This is a genomic window from Acinetobacter sp. YH12128 (genome assembly GCF_013418655.1).
GTDB lineage: Bacteria > Pseudomonadota > Gammaproteobacteria > Pseudomonadales > Moraxellaceae > Acinetobacter > Acinetobacter amyesii.
Map to the genome: position 1 here is coordinate 1 of NZ_VPBO01000040.1, position 16,379 is coordinate 16,379.

15 protein-coding genes, 9 pseudogenes and 1 other annotated feature are annotated in these 16,379 nt (G+C 38.5%); of the genes and pseudogenes, 14 read left to right on the plus strand and 10 right to left on the minus strand.

What is annotated here, in order from left to right; all coding sequences use genetic code 11:
* From FTU64_RS15450 to FTU64_RS15470, 5 genes and pseudogenes are all read left to right on the plus strand, one after another.
* A pseudogene (locus tag FTU64_RS15450) lies at positions 1-467 on the plus strand (IS1 family transposase); the annotation flags it as partial.
* 173 nt (positions 468-640) lie between these two features.
* Positions 641-1,066 (plus strand): annotated as a pseudogene (locus tag FTU64_RS15455) (AraC family ligand binding domain-containing protein); the annotation flags it as partial.
* 14 nt (positions 1,067-1,080) lie between these two features.
* Positions 1,081-1,149: pseudogene (locus tag FTU64_RS15460) on the plus strand (transcriptional regulator); the annotation flags it as partial.
* A 492-nt stretch (positions 1,150-1,641) separates the two neighbouring features.
* Entirely contained in the window at positions 1,642-3,117 is a 1,476-nt protein-coding gene (msr(E), locus tag FTU64_RS15465; protein ID WP_000052512.1) for an ABC-F type ribosomal protection protein Msr(E), read from the plus strand.
* Between the two features lie 55 nt (positions 3,118-3,172).
* Positions 3,173-4,057, plus strand: a complete 885-nt coding sequence (locus FTU64_RS15470) for an Mph(E) family macrolide 2'-phosphotransferase (RefSeq protein WP_000155092.1) — start codon at positions 3,173-3,175, stop codon at positions 4,055-4,057.
* Positions 4,058-4,246: 189 nt separating this feature from the next.
* On the opposite strand, the gene FTU64_RS15475 is transcribed toward FTU64_RS15470, so the two are convergent.
* From FTU64_RS15475 to FTU64_RS15500, 6 genes and pseudogenes are all read right to left on the minus strand, one after another.
* A complete protein-coding gene (locus tag FTU64_RS15475) occupies positions 4,247-4,858 on the minus strand; it encodes a recombinase family protein (protein ID WP_015060246.1) in 612 nt (203 codons plus the stop codon).
* Between the two features lie 207 nt (positions 4,859-5,065).
* Complete coding sequence (locus tag FTU64_RS15480) at positions 5,066-5,494, minus strand: hypothetical protein (protein ID WP_000877730.1); 429 nt, start codon at positions 5,492-5,494, stop codon at positions 5,066-5,068.
* A 544-nt stretch (positions 5,495-6,038) separates the two neighbouring features.
* The gene (locus FTU64_RS15485) at positions 6,039-6,353 is read right to left on the minus strand and encodes a hypothetical protein (protein ID WP_104505826.1); all 315 of its coding nucleotides are present in this window, start codon (positions 6,351-6,353) and stop codon (positions 6,039-6,041) included.
* A 38-nt stretch (positions 6,354-6,391) separates the two neighbouring features.
* A complete protein-coding gene (locus tag FTU64_RS15490; RefSeq protein ID WP_104505827.1) occupies positions 6,392-6,706 on the minus strand; it encodes a DNA-binding transcriptional regulator in 315 nt (104 codons plus the stop codon).
* Positions 6,687-7,010 (minus strand): transcriptional regulator, encoded by a 324-nt coding sequence (locus FTU64_RS15495; RefSeq protein ID WP_104505828.1) that lies wholly within the window; start codon positions 7,008-7,010, stop codon positions 6,687-6,689. Before FTU64_RS15495 ends, FTU64_RS15490 begins: the two co-directional genes overlap by 20 nt.
* A 292-nt stretch (positions 7,011-7,302) precedes the next feature.
* Positions 7,303-7,788: pseudogene (locus FTU64_RS15500) on the minus strand (IS3 family transposase); the annotation flags it as partial.
* Positions 7,789-7,893: 105 nt separating this feature from the next.
* Between FTU64_RS15500 and FTU64_RS15505 the strand changes: the two are divergent.
* The 4 genes and pseudogenes from FTU64_RS15505 to istB (FTU64_RS15520) form a co-directional block, all read left to right on the plus strand.
* Positions 7,894-8,439, plus strand: coding sequence for a DNA-binding protein (locus tag FTU64_RS15505; RefSeq protein WP_127800924.1), 546 nt, complete (start codon positions 7,894-7,896; stop codon positions 8,437-8,439).
* A gap of 98 nt (positions 8,440-8,537) precedes the next feature.
* Positions 8,538-9,628: pseudogene (locus FTU64_RS15510) on the plus strand (IS3 family transposase).
* Positions 9,629-9,663: 35 nt separating this feature from the next.
* Positions 9,664-10,004 (plus strand): annotated as a pseudogene (locus tag FTU64_RS15515) (transposase); the annotation flags it as partial.
* Between the two features lie 53 nt (positions 10,005-10,057).
* Positions 10,058-10,312: pseudogene (gene istB, locus FTU64_RS15520) on the plus strand (IS21-like element ISAba8 family helper ATPase IstB); the annotation flags it as partial.
* 248 nt (positions 10,313-10,560) lie between these two features.
* Here istB (FTU64_RS15520) and tnpB read toward each other — a convergent pair.
* Positions 10,561-10,896: an IS66 family insertion sequence element accessory protein TnpB gene (gene tnpB / locus FTU64_RS15525; RefSeq protein WP_004780063.1), complete on the minus strand. Its 336-nt coding sequence runs from the start codon at positions 10,894-10,896 to the stop codon at positions 10,561-10,563.
* Positions 10,893-11,276: a transposase gene (locus tag FTU64_RS15530; protein ID WP_163143575.1), complete on the minus strand. Its 384-nt coding sequence runs from the start codon at positions 11,274-11,276 to the stop codon at positions 10,893-10,895. The genes tnpB and FTU64_RS15530 overlap by 4 nt, the downstream gene beginning before the upstream one ends.
* 156 nt (positions 11,277-11,432) lie before the next feature.
* Between FTU64_RS15530 and FTU64_RS15535 the strand changes: the two genes are divergently transcribed.
* Complete coding sequence (locus FTU64_RS15535; RefSeq protein ID WP_127800960.1) at positions 11,433-11,714, plus strand: type II toxin-antitoxin system RelB/DinJ family antitoxin; 282 nt, start codon at positions 11,433-11,435, stop codon at positions 11,712-11,714.
* Positions 11,714-12,034, plus strand: a complete 321-nt coding sequence (locus FTU64_RS15540) for a hypothetical protein (RefSeq protein WP_127800962.1) — start codon at positions 11,714-11,716, stop codon at positions 12,032-12,034. The genes FTU64_RS15535 and FTU64_RS15540 overlap by 1 nt, the downstream gene beginning before the upstream one ends.
* 75 nt (positions 12,035-12,109) lie before the next feature.
* On the opposite strand, the pseudogene FTU64_RS15545 reads toward FTU64_RS15540, so the two are convergent.
* Positions 12,110-12,481 (minus strand): annotated as a pseudogene (locus FTU64_RS15545) (ISNCY family transposase); the annotation flags it as partial.
* Between the two features lie 520 nt (positions 12,482-13,001).
* Between FTU64_RS15545 and istA the strand changes: the two are divergent.
* Positions 13,002-14,021 carry an IS21-like element ISAba8 family transposase gene (gene istA, locus FTU64_RS15550; protein WP_159153814.1) on the plus strand — a complete coding sequence of 340 codons (1,020 nt, stop codon included), beginning with the start codon at positions 13,002-13,004 and terminating at the stop codon, positions 14,019-14,021.
* Positions 14,021-14,794: an IS21-like element ISAba8 family helper ATPase IstB gene (gene istB / locus FTU64_RS15555; protein WP_180060248.1), complete on the plus strand. Its 774-nt coding sequence runs from the start codon at positions 14,021-14,023 to the stop codon at positions 14,792-14,794. The genes istA and istB (FTU64_RS15555) overlap by 1 nt, the downstream gene beginning before the upstream one ends.
* A gap of 121 nt (positions 14,795-14,915) precedes the next feature.
* Here the strand turns inward: istB (FTU64_RS15555) and FTU64_RS15560 are convergent.
* Positions 14,916-16,135 (minus strand): IS3 family transposase gene (locus tag FTU64_RS15560; protein ID WP_159153816.1). Its coding sequence is split into 2 segments (ribosomal slippage): positions 14,916-15,859 and positions 15,859-16,135, totalling 1,221 coding nucleotides; the frame shifts between segments, so codons are not numbered across the junction.
* Positions 15,744-15,860: a sequence feature (AL1L pseudoknot), on the minus strand. (Overlaps the previous gene by 117 nt.)
* 177 nt (positions 16,136-16,312) lie before the next feature.
* Here FTU64_RS15560 and FTU64_RS16450 point away from each other — a divergent pair.
* Positions 16,313-16,379: pseudogene (locus FTU64_RS16450) on the plus strand (helix-turn-helix domain-containing protein); the annotation flags it as partial.

The following is a 16,379-nucleotide window of genomic DNA, read 5'->3' on the forward strand; positions in this document are numbered from 1 at the left end:
AAAGTTTTACGTACTTTAACTGAATCAACCTATGAAATTCAGCCTCAGCAAAGTCATTATGAATCTCTCGAAGTAGATGAGTTCTGGAATTTTGTTGGAAATAAAAAGAATAAACAATGGCTTATTTACGCCTATCATCGAGAAACAGGTGAAATTGTTGCTTATGTTTGGGGTAAACGAGATTTAGCTACAGTCTAACAATTGAAGACAAAGCTTAAACAATTAGATATTCACTACACCCGAATTGCAAGTGATCATTGGGACAGTTTCATCACTGCTTTTAAAAATGGTAAGCAAAGTATTGGTAAATTTTTTACTGTAGGTATTGAAGGCAATAATTGCAAAATAAGGCATAGAATTAGGCGTAGCTTCAGAAGAAGCTGTAATTTTTCAAAAAAGCTTGAAAACCATTTTAAAGCTTTTGATTTAGCCTTCTTTTCTTTTACATCAATAATGGCTTCATTTAAAGGCAGCATACTTTTTGAAGCACCACCAAAATTTTATGTTAAGTAGAGACTAAAAATGCCCTTGATTAAGGGCTTACAAGGGCATTTTGTATAAGGTGTATTATGTTAATTTTAGAATTTCTTCATTAGATAATTTTTGATAAGCTAAATCCATTAGGACTAATTAAGTAAATATGAGCAATTGGGTCAATGTCACACAGGATAAGTCTACAGGTATAGAACTAATTCATGCCCACTTCAAAGGCTTTGCATACGATCCTCATCTACACTCAAGTTATCTTATAGGGGTAACAGAGTTAGGACATCAACAATTCAATTGTAGAAAAAAAATTATTGATAGCTATCAAGGTCAAACTTTCATGCTTGAACCTGAAGAAGTTCATGATGGTAATGCACCAGATCCTCTCGGCTTCACTTATAAAATGATGCATTTAGATCCAGCATGGTTAAAAAAAAGCTATGAAGGAATATTTAATGAGCCTATCGAACTTGCTATCGAATCAACCCTACGTTCTGATCCTCAACTTTCACATTTGATACTTTCAACCTACAATATATTGAATAACAATGAATCTCAATTGATGAAAGATACGTATTTAGATCTTTTATTAGAAAACGCTATCCAACTGGACCAGCAGCTACATTGATTCGAATTTTAGATGCTCACCCAAGCCTTATTTGAAAAAATTACTTAAAAAATGGGAGCTTAAGGCTCCCATTTTTATTTCGTATAAGGTGTATTATGTTAATTTTAGAAAATCTTCACTACTATTATTTTAAAATAAGCCTTATATCCAAGCATAAAACAAGGTTGTCTAGACTTCTTTTAACAGTAAAGTTATCATAAAACTGAATTTTATTTTTTAGGTAAGTTTATGCATTCTATCCGCATTCGTTAAGACACAACTATTTGCATAGTGACACTATTTTATAATGGTGGGCTTTTGTTGTGTCTTTAAGAATATATGCGGATATATAAAGTAAAAGTATGCTTAATTTATAAGTATGCTTTTAGTGCATAGTTTCCAGTTATAACTTAATTGACTAGCTATTTGTCCACCCTGTGGATGAATAGCTTTTTTTTTGGGAGGACACTGTGATGCTAGCTTTTGTTTTCACCTAAATCCTGTTTGCTGCATAAAAAATTTCAAGAGCTAAACAGGAGTAAATAAAAATGAGTTTAATTATTAAAGCGAGAAACATACGCTTGGATTATGCTGGGCGTGATGTTTTGGATATTGATGAATTGGAAATTCACTCTTATGACCGTATTGGTCTTGTGGGTGATAACGGAGCAGGAAAGAGTAGTTTACTCAAAGTACTTAATGGCGAAATTGTTTTAGCCGAAGCGACATTACAGCGTTTTGGTGATTTTGCACATATCAGCCAACTGGGCGGAATCGAAATAGAAACGGTCGAAGACCGGGCAATGTTATCTCGCCTTGGTGTTTCCAATGTACAAAACGACACAATGAGTGGCGGAGAGGAAACTCGTGCAAAAATTGCTGCCGCATTTTCCCAACAAGTACATGGCATTCTAGCGGATGAACCAACCAGCCACCTTGATCTCAATGGAATAGATCTACTTATTGGTCAACTTAAAGCATTTGATGGAGCATTACTTGTTATCAGTCATGACCGATATTTTCTTGATATGGTTGTAGACAAGATATGGGAGTTAAAAGACGGTAAAATTACGGAATATTGGGGTGGTTACTCGGATTACTTGCGTCAAAAAGAAGAAGAGCGACAACACCAAGCCGTAGAATATGAGCTGATGATGAAGGAACGGGAGCGATTAGAATCTGCTGTGCAAGAAAAACGCCAGCAAGCTAATCGATTAGACAATAAGAAAAAAGGAGAAAAATCCAAAAACTCTACCGAAAGTGCTGGACGACTTGGGCATGCAAAAATGACTGGCACCAAGCAAAGAAAACTGTATCAGGCAGCTAAGAGTATGGAAAAGCGTTTGGCTGCATTAGAAGATATTCAAGCACCAGAGCATTTGCGTTCTATTCGTTTTCGTCAAAGTTCAGCCCTAGAACTGCACAATAAGTTCCCGATTACGGCAGATGGTCTGAGCTTAAAATTTGGTAGCCGTACTATCTTTGATGACGCTAACTTTATAATACCGCTTGGCGCTAAAGTCGCTATAACTGGATCGAATGGAACAGGGAAAACGTCCTTGTTAAAAATGATATCAGAACGTGCTGATGGATTAACCATATCTCCAAAAGCTGAAATTGGCTACTTTACACAAACAGGATATAAATTTAACACGCATAAATCTGTGCTCTCCTTTATGCAGGAAGAGTGCGAGTACACAGTTGCGGAAATTCGTGCAGTATTGGCTTCAATGGGGATCGGAGCGAATGATATTCAAAAAAACTTATCCGACTTATCGGGAGGTGAAATCATCAAACTGCTTTTATCCAAAATGCTTTTAGGAAAATATAATATTTTGCTTATGGATGAACCAGGAAACTATCTTGACCTAAAAAGTATTGCCGCATTAGAAACAATGATGAAGTCCTATGCAGGAACTATTATCTTCGTATCTCATGACAAGCAATTGGTCGATAATATTGCTGACATTATCTACGAGATCAAAGACCACAAAATCATCAAGACTTTTGAGAGAGATTGTTAATGATAGCCAATCTAATCCGAACATTAATTATTGAACTCTTTAAAGGAAATTAAAAATGACAATTCAAGATATTCAATCACTTGCTGAAGCACACGGCTTGTTGCTTACGGACAAAATGAATTTCAATGAAATGGGCATTGATTTTAAGGTCGTTTTTGCTCTTGATACAAAGGGGCAACAATGGTTGCTGCGTATTCCTCGTCGTGATGGCATGAGGGAACAAATCAAGAAAGAAAAACGCATTTTAGAATTGGTAAAAAAACATCTTTCTGTAGAGGTTCCTGATTGGAGAATTTCATCTACAGAATTAGTGGCTTATCCCATACTTAAAGATAATCCTGTTTTAAATTTGGATGCTGAAACCTATGAAATAATTTGGAATATGGACAAAGATAGCCCGAAATACATAACATCTTTGGCAAAAACCTTATTTGAAATCCATAGTATTCCTGAAAAAGAAGTTCGGGAAAATGATTTGAAAATTATGAAACCTTCAGATTTAAGACCTGAAATAGCAAACAATTTGCAGTTAGTAAAATCTGAAATTGGTATAAGTGAGCAATTGGAAACCCGCTACAGAAAATGGTTGGATAATGATGTTCTATGGGCAGATTTCACCCAATTTATACATGGCGATTTATATGCTGGGCATGTACTAGCTTCAAAGGATGGAGCTGTTTCAGGCGTTATTGATTGGTCAACAGCCCATATAGATGACCCAGCGATTGATTTTGCTGGGCATGTAACTTTGTTTGGAGAAGAAAGCCTCAAAACTCTAATCATCGAGTATGAAAAACTAGGGGGTAAAGTTTGGAATAAACTATATGAACAGACTTTAGAAAGAGCAGCGGCCTCTCCTTTGATGTATGGTTTATTTGCCTTAGAAACTCAAAATGAAAGCCTTATCGTTGGAGCAAAAGCTCAGTTGGGAGTTATATAATTTAAAAATATGATTGCTGAGAACTGCCTTGTTTTGAAACTTGGTTGGCTTTAATTAGTTTTTAGTATTCTTTATAGAAAATGCCTCGATCAAGGGGCATTTCTAACAATCATTTAACATAAAATTTCTTATGTGAAGTAACCTGAATGCAGCGGTGCCCCATTGGGGGCGCGTTGAGATAAGCCTCTTTTAGATAACTTTAGCAACTCGATAGACAGTTGCAACTCCACAATTCACTGCTTTGGCAATTTCTTCCTTAGTCATATTGCCAACTACTAGCAATTCTTTTATTCGTTTATGTTTAGCCTCATTTGCCTTCTTGCCTGTTGGTTTGTAACCCGAACGTGCCAGGCCCTGCTTAATACGTTCTATACGTTTCTCATTGTCTAGGCGGGCCATTGTTGCCAGAAGATCAATCAACATATTGTTGATGAGTTCCAAGATTGAATGAGTAATGCTGTCACTGGTTTGAATCATTTGGTAGGTAGTAGGAAGATCTGCTACGACTAAACGAAGTCCCTTCTCCTGGATCCTGCGCTTCAGCTCTTGAAAATCTCGTTGGGTTAGGCGTGATAAGCGGTCAATACTTTCAACTAACAATGTGTCACCTTGATTTGCTTCTGACAGTAGCTTATTCAATTCAGGTCGGTCTAACTTCGTACCACTATAGTTTTCCACGTACACAATGGTTTCACCCAAATTCAAGTTTTGGTTTAGATCCTGAAGAATCTGCAAAGCCCTTTCTGCATCTTGATCTTTAGTTGAAGCTCGTAGATAAATACGTGTATTCATTTCTATCATTTAATCTTAATTCTATTAGATTAATGATAATACTATCATTTAATTATTGCATTAAGTCTAATGATAGATATTGTATGCGATTTGGCTCGCTATCATTCAGGTATAGTCTTTTGATAAAAAAAGCATGACTGGAAGCCATGCCTTGGGAATTCGTATAACGTGTATTATGTTAATTTTAGGGAAATTTAAGAATCTCTATGCAATGGTTTATTCAATATTCTTTGATTTCTTATCTTTTAGGTTAATCAGAAATAGCCAATAACATAAGCCAGGAAATAGAGCCATAAAGATAGTCCATGTATCTGTATACATCTTCCACCACTCTTTCGAAATTTCTCCTGTGTGACTCCATCCAAAAAGAATAAAAAATGGAGTAGCAATAATTATAGAGGCAATACAGATAGTTAATAAATTAAGACTGTTATAACGATTTAAAAGAATTGAGAATATGAAGCTGAAAGGTACAGTCAAAATACAATAAGCCAAGTAGACAAGACCGTGCCCTACAAGAACCACTAAAATCGAGTATAGGCTGTATTCCTGATTCATTACGATAAACAGGACTGCTGTGAAAAAAAGTAGTGGTAAAGGAGAAAGTAAGAGAGCTTTTACTATTTTTTCATTTGAATATTTCACTAATTTAATTCTCTTATCTACTCAATAAATAATAATACTATAACGATTTTATTGGAGGTTTTTTGATTCTATTTAACATAATGGTGGTTATACGCAATACACTTGTATATTAATATAAATATCAGATACTTAATAAAACAAGAAAAATCCAAAAATGCCCAAAAAACCGATTTTGAAACAAATCGGCTTTTTTATGAGCAGTTTTGATAGTTCTTGCCAATAAATTTGTTTAAAAAGTAGTCGATTTTGAGATTTTTTAAATTTTATCAATGCGTGAATGTTCAAAATTATCCCCATTTCTTGTGGATAAAACTTAGGCTGTTTTGTACGCTTTAGCTTACGTAAATTCCGGTCCTTTGCGGCTATTCGGAATAGTAGAATTTTCATATGATTAATTGGTCAGGAACAGGAAGTTCCTTAGAATTACAAAGAATGAGCACCAGGATGGGGCCAGATACGACAAGCACTAAGCCAGCACAGACCTAAAGTTCCAATAAAAAACCTCGGCAGGATGCCGGGGTTTTTTATTGTCTGCATTTAAGGTCTAATCAGTCTTAGCCAATTCATTTTGGTTGATAAGTTTAATCAGCGCATTTTGAACAAACTCATCAAGTTCAATCCCTTTTTCTTTTATGATGGTTTCTATCTTTGCTAGCGTTTCACTTTCTAATTCGAACTCGATTTCTGCTGATGTTTCCATGAGTAAATCATAGTTATTTTCGACTATCTTTTTAAAGGTTTCTTCTAGATCTTTTGTTGATGGAATATTGAAAGATAAGCGTAATGAGCTATTGATAATTTCAATATGGGTATACCCTAAATATTCAGTACTTTTTCCCACAAATCCTAAGTGCTTCATAAAAAACCTTAAATAAATATAGTAGAGAGCTGTCTAAATTAAGCCAGACTCTCTTTTACAAATTTTGGATCAACAATAAATAATCGAATAAGGGATGTTGCTGCTCCTGATGGTCTTCTCGCACCTTGTTCCCATGATTCAAGAGTACGTCTTGATACGCCAAGAATCTTAGCAAACTGATCTTGTGTTAGTTGAGCCTTTCTACGAGCTAACGCTACATCTGTCTCAGTGATTACGGTTCTTTTCGCTGCATTACTAGTAAGCATATCGTCGATGCCTTGTAATATTTCAGCTTCAATATCCCTAGTTGCTTCAAAAGCCTCAAGTTCTTTTTCAGTCATTAAACGAGTCATTTAGTTTCTCCACTAATGCTTGAAGAGTCTTCTTACTAAGCTGTACAGTTTGCTTTTTACTGTACAAGGTTAATAACCAAATCTCTCCATTTGCTAAACGATTAAAGTAGATGACTCTGACACCACCACTTTTACCTCTACCACCGCTAGTCCATCTAATCTTACGAATACCACCTGCATTAGGCTCTACATCTCCTGCTTCAGGATTTAATGCTAAGAATGTTTTGAATTCCTCATATTCTTCCTGAGTCCAATAAACAAGACAGTATTTAGTAAATAATGGAGTCTCACATATTGTATACATTGATTGCATTCATACTACCTTGTAGTAGTTTATTTTATACTACTTTGTGGTATTTTTAAATGATAATTCTTAGTTCACAGGATTAAAGACGATGTACTATTTTGCAGAGGATCCCTTCTAGGTAATGTTACCTAGGAGGAACAATGAAAAAACTGAAACATCAGTACAGGCAATCAATACAGAGTACTCACCATGACTACTTTTGGGAAATCTATCCCAATGTCAGAAGCTCTGTATTTAAAAATTTAGCACTCTGAACCGTACCGGGTTTGTCGGAGACTTTTTATTTAAGTTAGGCCACCTGACCTAACGGATTAATCTTATCATAGTAGATTGCTTCAAACTCAAAAGGTGATACATAACCCAGTGCACTATGTACACGTTCTTTATTGAACCAATCTACCCAGTTTAGTGTCGCAAGTTGTACATCTGCTAAACCTTGCCAATCTGCTTTTAAATATTCAATCACCTCTGTTTTGTATAAGCCATTCACCGTTTCAGCCAAAGCATTATCGTATGAATCACCAGTCGTACCGACTGATGCTCGTAAATTTGCTGCTTCTAAACGATTGGTATAACGAATGGAAAGATATTGCACACCTCTGTCGGAATGATGAATCACATTCTTTGGCATGCATCGGTCATGCAATGCTTGCTCCAATGCATCGAGCACCATGTCTGTATTCATACGTGTTGATACTTTCCATCCAACAATTGCTCGTGAGAACACATCAATAATAAAGGCGGTATAGACCCAACCTGAATTGGTTTGAATATACGGGTGAGTTTTAGCTAGTCATAATTCATAAAAAATATCGATTGTGTACTGTACTGTAATGTACTAAAATACGATACAGTACAGTACACAATAGGAAGTAAACCCATGGCAATCACTAAATCAGATGTGGCAAAAGCCATCGAATCCCTTGCAGCACAAGGCTCAAACCCAACTAACGATAATATCCTTGCGGTTCTTGGTAGCGGCTCAAAGACCACTATCAACAAATACCGCAAAGAGATCCTTGAAGAGCAACTGGCGGCAGCCGTTACTACGGCAAAAACTCTGAAAGATGCGGAACTTGTTACCGTGTCACAAGTCATTGCAACCCTATTGCAAGAACGGATTGATGCAGTACAAGGCGGATATGCGGAAACAGTGCAACAACTGGAAAAGCAGCTTGCAGATACCACAGAAAAACTGGAACAGGTGCAAATCAAACTTGATGAACAGGTCAAACAAACTGATGACACCACCGACAAGCTGAAAGTCGCTCTTGCTAGTACAGATAAGGCAAAAGAAGACTACAACGCCTTGCAAGCCAAATATGAACAGCTACTCGAAAAATCAGGCTCGATCAAATATGTGGAATCACAACTCACTAATGCAAATGCACGGATAGCTGAATTAGAAAAACAGATTACAATGTAAAAAGACAAGTAACTGACGATGAAGGCTGGTAATCCCCCCTAAAAATAATAGGATCTAAAAGTAGAATTTTCTCTTAAGATACGAGCAGGAGATTCTGCATGAAAACATCTAAATTTACTGACAGTCAGATCATGTCCATCTTGAAACAGGCAGAATCTGGCACACCTGTAGCGACCCTTTGCCGTGAACACGGCATGAGTAATGCTACCTTTTATAAATGGCGTGCCAAATATGGTGGTATGGATACATCATTAATGGCTCGACTGAAAGAGCTAGAAGCCGAAAATACCAGACTTAAAAAGATGTATGCGGAAGAGCGATTAAAGGCCGAAATCATCCAGGAAGCGATGGCAATGAGCAGCACTGCTGCGCAAGGGTAAAGCCATCTTGCCGGCGTAAGATGGCACAACAGGCAGTTGCCCAGCATGCCATTAGTATTCGTTTGGCTTGTAAAGCATTTGGCATTAGTGAAACCTGCTACCGCTATCAAGCCAAACTCAGCGATGACAATGCACTCATTGCTGAACAGCTCATTGAACTCACTGAGGAAAATTCCGATTGGGGCTTTGGTTTGTGCTTCTCGTATTTACGGCATGTTGAGAGTTGCTGCTGGAATCACAAGCGGGTTTACCGCATTTACTGTGAGTTGGCACTGAATCTGCGTATTAAACCGAGAAGAAGACTAAAACGGCATGCGCCTGAACCATTGAAAGAACCAATCCGAGAAAATCAGGTTTGGTCATTAGATTTTATGCATGATCAGCTTTCCGATGGTCGCAAGTTTCGATTATTGAATGTGATTGATGATTACCGCCGCGAAGGCCTAGCCATTGACGCAGGGTTCTCATTGCCCACAATCAGGGTTATTCGTACGTTGAATCAATTGCTGGAGTGGAGAGAAAAACCGTTAGTGATCCGATGCGATAATGGTCCCGAATTTATCAGTCACGAATTTGTGCGCTGGGCTACTGAGCACGGTATTCGTATTGAATATATTCAACCGGGTAAGCCACAGCAGAATGCGTATATTGAACGCTATAATCGGACTATACGTTATAGTTGGCTGAGCAAGCATTTATTTGATACTTTGGATGAAGTACAAGATTATGCAACAAACTGGTTGTGGCATTACAACCATGAAAGACCACATCAAGCTAACAAAGGAAAGCCACCTCTAATGGCTGCTTAACCTCTACTTTTAACTTCGGTTATTTATGGGAGGATTACCGATCACCTGAAATATTTAATACAGACAAAGGCAGTCAGTTCACGAGTGATGCATTTATTGATGTATTGAAATCAAATGGCATTCAAATCAGTATGGATGGTAAACTTGCGCAGTATACTGCTCATAGATTGATAATGTGATGGTTGAACGATTATGGCGGAGCGTTAAATATGAAGAGGTGTATCTCAAAGCTTATAGCAGTGTCACAGATGCAAAAAAGCAATTGAGTGCATATTTCAAGTTTTATAATTTGAAACGACCTCATTCGAGTCTAGACAAAATGACACCCAATGAGTTTTACTATGATCAGCTACCCCAACAAAACAAGGTGGCTTAACTAGAGCGGAATATCACTTATAGAAGTTGTTCAAATTTCCGGATCCATCTCTTTATTTACCGTTTGGACGTGAAGAAGCGAATCTGTTCTTTAACGTGATTGCCAAGCGTTATGAAAAAGGCAGTACGATATTGACGAGTAACTTACCCTTTAGCCAGTGGTCCAAATCCTTTGCAGATGATGTCACGTTGACCGCTGCGATGTTAGATCGGTTATTGCATCACTGTCATGTGGTACAAATATCGGGTGAGAGTTATCGTTTGAAGGATAAAAAAAGAATTGGGATTCAGCCCCAGGTTGAAATTTAATACGAGATCAAAGGGGTCAATTTTACTTTGCCATTTGTAAGGTGAAAGGGGTCAATTTTAGAATGCCGTTGACAACTTAAATAAAAAGTCTCCGACAAACCTGGTACGGTTCAGTCTGGTGAATTCCAGCAGTTGTTCATGGGTCAGTTGGCTTAAGTCAGGCAGCGTATTCATGACCGCAGTATGCCTGAGGTCATGAGAAGAATGAAATAGAACGTTTGGAGGATGGCAGAATGGTCGAGCTTGGTTTAGAGCATATTCACCACTTGCTGCAATCCAATTCTCTGCCAGGGCAAACCTTGGATCAGTGCCTGTAACTGTTCCGGGCTGAGGGCCACGGTTTCACCTTGGTGAACTTGAGCCCAGTGAAATTTGCCCTGTTCCAGCCGCCGGGCACACAGCCAGATGCCCAATCCATCATGTACCAACACTTTCATGCGATGGCCACGTTTATTACAGAACAGGTAAGCACAATGCGGTTTGATGTAGCCAAAGGCTCTCACCACCTGAGCCATGGTCGTATCCATACCTGCACGCATGTCCATGGGCTGAGTAGACAACCAGATTTCATCAATGCGGATCATGTTGCAAGTGCCTTGAGTAATTCTGCCAAGACAGGTATTTCTGATGTCTGCCATTTTAGCTGAATATCATTATTCGTATGAGGCACGGTGATACACAACGTGATCCTCTCATCAATAGGTTGGCTGATTGCAGCAGTGTAAGGCAAAGCAATAAATGCTGGATTCACATGAGTAGGATCCTGCACGGCACCATCATGATGGCTGAAGATCCTGATCCAACGACTGACAAGGTTGGCATTAATACTATGTTGCAGTGCGACCGAAGCGATCGAGGTATTAGGATTTTTACAGGCATTGACAATACTGAGTTTGAATTCTTTGCTGTATGTTCTGCGTTTTTTAGCAACAGGAGGTGTTGCTGAATATATATCCATGTTCATGGATTAAGTCCCCACTTGTTTTTAGGTGGGAACTAAATTAAGGCTTATAGGATCGCTTGGTAAGGCTGTGTTAGCCGGATGCTTACCACTTACTACTCACTTGCCTTGTACCATTTTATGGCATTAAATGGCCTTAACAAGATTGAGAGGTGTTAAATGTCTAAGCTAATAAAAAAGAGAGTTCAATATTCTGTGGATGAGGCTATTTCTGAATCAGCAGAGTACATTATTAAAAAAGTTGGGCTAACCCCTGCATCTGTTTTTAGTATGGTCATGGCTGAAATAGCCAAAACAGGTCGAATCCCTGTAAGCAATCAAATAAGTGATGATGATTTTAATACAGCACAGCTCATAGCTCTTAGCCATAATATCCCAAGTGTAAAAGTATCTAATACAAAATCTGCTCAAGCATTTTTAAACGATGATGGTGGGTACTAATGGCACAGGATTTGTATTGGGCTTATGTTGGTTTGACAGATATAGTAGATGGCAAAACTCGCCCTGTTTTATATATTCGACAAACAAAAAAAGACTACATCGTATTCCGTTTAAGTAGTCAATATGACAATAAATCTGATTTTATTAAACGTAAATATATTGAAATTATAGATTGGGAATCGGTTGGACTAAGTAAAAAATCATGGATTGATACCGTACAGACATATCAGTTGCCAATTGATAAAACAAAATTAACTTACATTGGTAAACTTTCTAAAAATGACTATGAGCGATTAATTAATCATCTTAAAGAACAATAACTGTTTGTCCAATTAGCCGAATAATATCTGTCCAAGTTAGCACAAAATTTAATGATCATTAAATAAGAATTTGCACTTGGATCGCAGAATCCATAAATTGGCTGCAATCATCCAGGAACGTAGTGTTTCCACTGAAATATCGAATCCATGAATGGTAGTGAGCTTTTCATGAGCCAAGGTAGATCCAAATCCCAGCAGATGTTCAGAAATAATGGAAAGACATTTTGATTTTAATAAATCATCATGGCGACGATGGCCAGGTTGACCACGACTGGCATGCGCCATACCTGAAACACCATCTTGATTGAGCTTCTATAATAACCAGGTAATTTGACGGGTTGAAAGATTAAGGATTTCAGCAGCACGGACTTGGGTAATACGATGATCTCGAACGTCTTGCAGAACAGCAAGACGTTGAATTTCTTTGTCAGACATAGTGATCAGCATCTATATTTCATATCCAGTCCATGATGTTTAAGCCATCATAAACTAGACATTTTTATTGGTGAGAATATAGACATTTTGAATGGGTTCTAACATGCCAATTGCGTATAATATAGATTATGTTAAATTAAGTACATAGTACTTTAAGTTCATAACTCTCTGTGTTTATAGATAAACAATATATAAAACAATGACTTATTAAAAAAATAATTCTAGGCTAATTTTATTTAAGTCTATATAGTGTTTACTTCATTTAGTTCTTCAATTGTGTAATGTTCTTCTTAAAGACAATCAAACTCTCAAAAAAGCATTCAACTCAAAATCGAATTGTTGTGCTGTTCAATGCTTCGACTACAACGGCATGTCTTTATCCATTACTCTATTCTTTATCTGTTTTGAGATTTCAAAGTGTAGCTACCCAACAATCAGATATGCTGTTAGCGGCAGTGTAAAAATGACCCCCTAATGGCATTTAAAAACTGACCCCCTTGGTTAATATAGCGGTCATTTTGGACTGCTCAACATGTTAACTTTGGAGCAAGCAGTGACAATCCAAATACTTCATCAACAAGGTAAATCTATTAAAGCCATTAGTCGTGAACTGGGGGTGTCCAGAAATACCGTACGTAAATATTTACGGCAAAACACCACACCTCAGTATCAGCGTATACAGCCTAGAATAAGTATCCTTGACCCATATAAACCCTATTTACTCCAACGTGTAAACGCAGCTCATCCTGAATGGATTCCTGCTGTTGTGCTCTACCAGGAAATTTTAGGGTTGGGATATCCAGGAAAGATCAGGATCTTGAGGGAATATCTTGCAACATTAAAACCAGTTGCTCAACCGGAACCGATCATTCGTTTTGAAACCCAACCTGGCCAACAAATGCAGGTAGATTTCACGACAATTCGACGCAACAACACGACTTTAAAAGCCTTTGTCGCAACATTAGGGTATTCCAGAGCGACTTTCGTGAAATTTTATGATCATGAACGTACGGATGCATGGATCGATGGTCTAGAAAATGCATTTCAGTTTTTTGCAGGAGTACCTCAAGAAATCCTGTTTGATAACGCTAAAACGATCATGATTGAACGGGATGCCTATCAGGAGGGGCAGCATAAATGGAATCCCAAACTGCTCGACTGCGCCAAGAAATACAGCTTTCGTCCTCGCGTATGTAAGCCCTACCGTGCACAGACCAAAGGCAAAGTTGAACGCTTTAATGGATACCTCAAATCAAGCTTTATTGTGCCATTGAAAGCAAGCCTGAAGACTTCGGGTTTACTGTTAGATGTTGATGTCGCCAATGCCCACATTGGCCGGTGGCTGCATGAAACCGCCAATCAGCGGATTCATGCCACCACGCAAGAAAAACCGGCTGTTCGACTGCAACAGGAGCAGCAAAAATTTACGCCATTACCGCAATCAGATACAGGTTCTAGCACTGTACCTGTTGCAGCAGCACAGCATGTCATGCCCTACGAGAGTTTGCAGCATCCCTTATCGGTATATGACCAGTTGCTGGGAGTTTCCTGATGAATCTGCAATACGACCGTATAGAGCAACTTTGCCAAAAGCTCAATCTGCCTGCCATCGCATCACAATGGTCACATCATGCACAACAAACATTAGGTCAAGATGGAAGTTATGCCGACTTTGTTGAAGCTATCTTGACGCATGAATATGCTGCCAGGCAACAGCGCAGCCAGCAGGTCCTGATGAAACTCTCAGGCCTGCCTCAAGTGAAAACGCTGGAAGGTTACGATTTTAATTATGCACTGGGTGCTCCCAAATCACAGGTGGTCGAGTTGTTCAACCTGAGCTTTATTGCTAGAGCAGAAAATGTGGTGTTTCTCGGGGCTAGCGGTGTAGGGAAAACGCACTTATCTATGGCATTAGGCTATAAGGCCATCATGAACAATGTCAAAACCAAGTTTATTACCGCCGCCGATCTCACGCTGCAACTGAGTACAGCCTATCAGCAAGGTAAATTGAAAACCTATATGCAACGTGCGGTACTGGGACCAAAGTTACTGATTATCGATGAAATTGGTTATTTACCGTTTGGACGTGAAGAAGCGAATCTGTTCTTTAACGTGATTGCCAAGCGTTATGAAAAAGGCAGTACGATATTGACGAGTAACTTACCCTTTAGCCAATGGTCTAAGTCGTTTGCGGATGATATTACGTTGACCGCTGCGATGTTAGATCGGTTGCTGCATCACTGTCATGTGGTACAAATATCGGGTGAGAGTTATCGTTTGAAGGATAAAAAAAGAATTGGGATTCAGCCCCAGGTTGAAATTTAATACGAGATCAAAGGGGTCAATTTTAGAATGCCGTTGACAATGCTCGCACTTAAATTTTGGTATGAATTCTGGTTCCAGAAATTGAACCGTACCGGGTTTGTCGGAGACTTTTTTATTTAAGTTAGGCCACCTGACCTAACGGGTTAATCTTATCATAGTACATTGCTTCAAACTCAAAAGGCGATACATAACCCAGTGCACTGTGTACACGCTTTTTATTGAACCAATCTACCCTGTTTAGTGTCGCAAGTTGTACATCTGCTAAACCTTGCCAATCTGCTTTTAAATATTCAATCACCTCTGTTTTGTATAAGCCATTCACCGTTTCAGCCAGAGCATTATCGTATGAATCACCAGTTGTACCGACTGATGCTCGTAAATTTGCAGCTTCTAAACGATTGGTATAGCGAATAGAAAGATATTGCACACCTCTGTCGGAATGATGAATCACATTCTTTGGCATGCCTCGATCATGCAATGCTTGCTCTAATGCATCGAGCACCATATCTGTATTCATTCGTGTAGATACTTTCCAGCCAACAATTGCTCGTGAGAACACATCAATAATAAAGGCGGTATAGACCCAGCCTGAATTTGTTTGAATATACGTAAAGTCACTGACCCACAGTTGGTCAGGATGATCAGCAGTAAAATTACGTTTCACTAAATCATCTGCTCGTTTTTGGTCATCTCGGCTACGGGTGGTTTGTTTGTTCTTACCTCGCCAAACACCTTGTATACCTAGCTTTTTCATTAATCGAGCAACAGTACAGCGTGCAATAATATAGCCTTCACGTTTCAGTTTTTGCCAGACTTTACGTACACCATACCGACCTGAACTTTCCTTCCAAATTCGTTTAATCTCCTCAGCATGATGCAAGTCATGTAAATCTCGCTTTGCTCGATGTTCTGGATTTTCGCAGAGATCTAGAGTCCGGTAATAGGTTGAAGCTGCGATCGGTAAAATCCTACAAATCGCATCAACACCATATAAGTCTTTATTGTTATGGATGAAATCCACCATTATTTGTGTGGGCGGTCGAGCTCCGCCTTGGCGAAAAAAGCGGCTGCTTTGCGTAGAATTTCATTGGCACGCTTTAATTCTTTAATTTCACGTTCCATTTGCTTCATTTTTTCTTGGTCAGATATCTGTTGTACTTTAATAGGATTTTGCTGATCTAAATGCTTTTGATGCCAGGCACGAAGTGTTTCAGGAGTACAACCAATCTTAGGCGCAATTGCTGTGATTGCAGCCCAATTCGATGGATAATCTTTCTCGGATTCAATCAATAATTGAACCGCTCTTTCTCTGATTTCAGGGGTATATTTTAATTTTGTCATCGGGATAGTCTCTCAGAATATTGACTCTCCGACAAACCCGGTACGGTTCATTCAGTTCTTTGGACAATTCCCTTTTAGATCAATAATAGAGACTAATATCAATTATCTTATACATGGTAAGTTGACAAAAATAACTAATCATGCGAAAAAGTTTTTTTAGTTAACAGATGTTCACCCATGCCTCGAATTGTTTCTGTACCACTTAGTTTAGAACAGCGAGAACGACTCATTTTTCTGGCCAAGC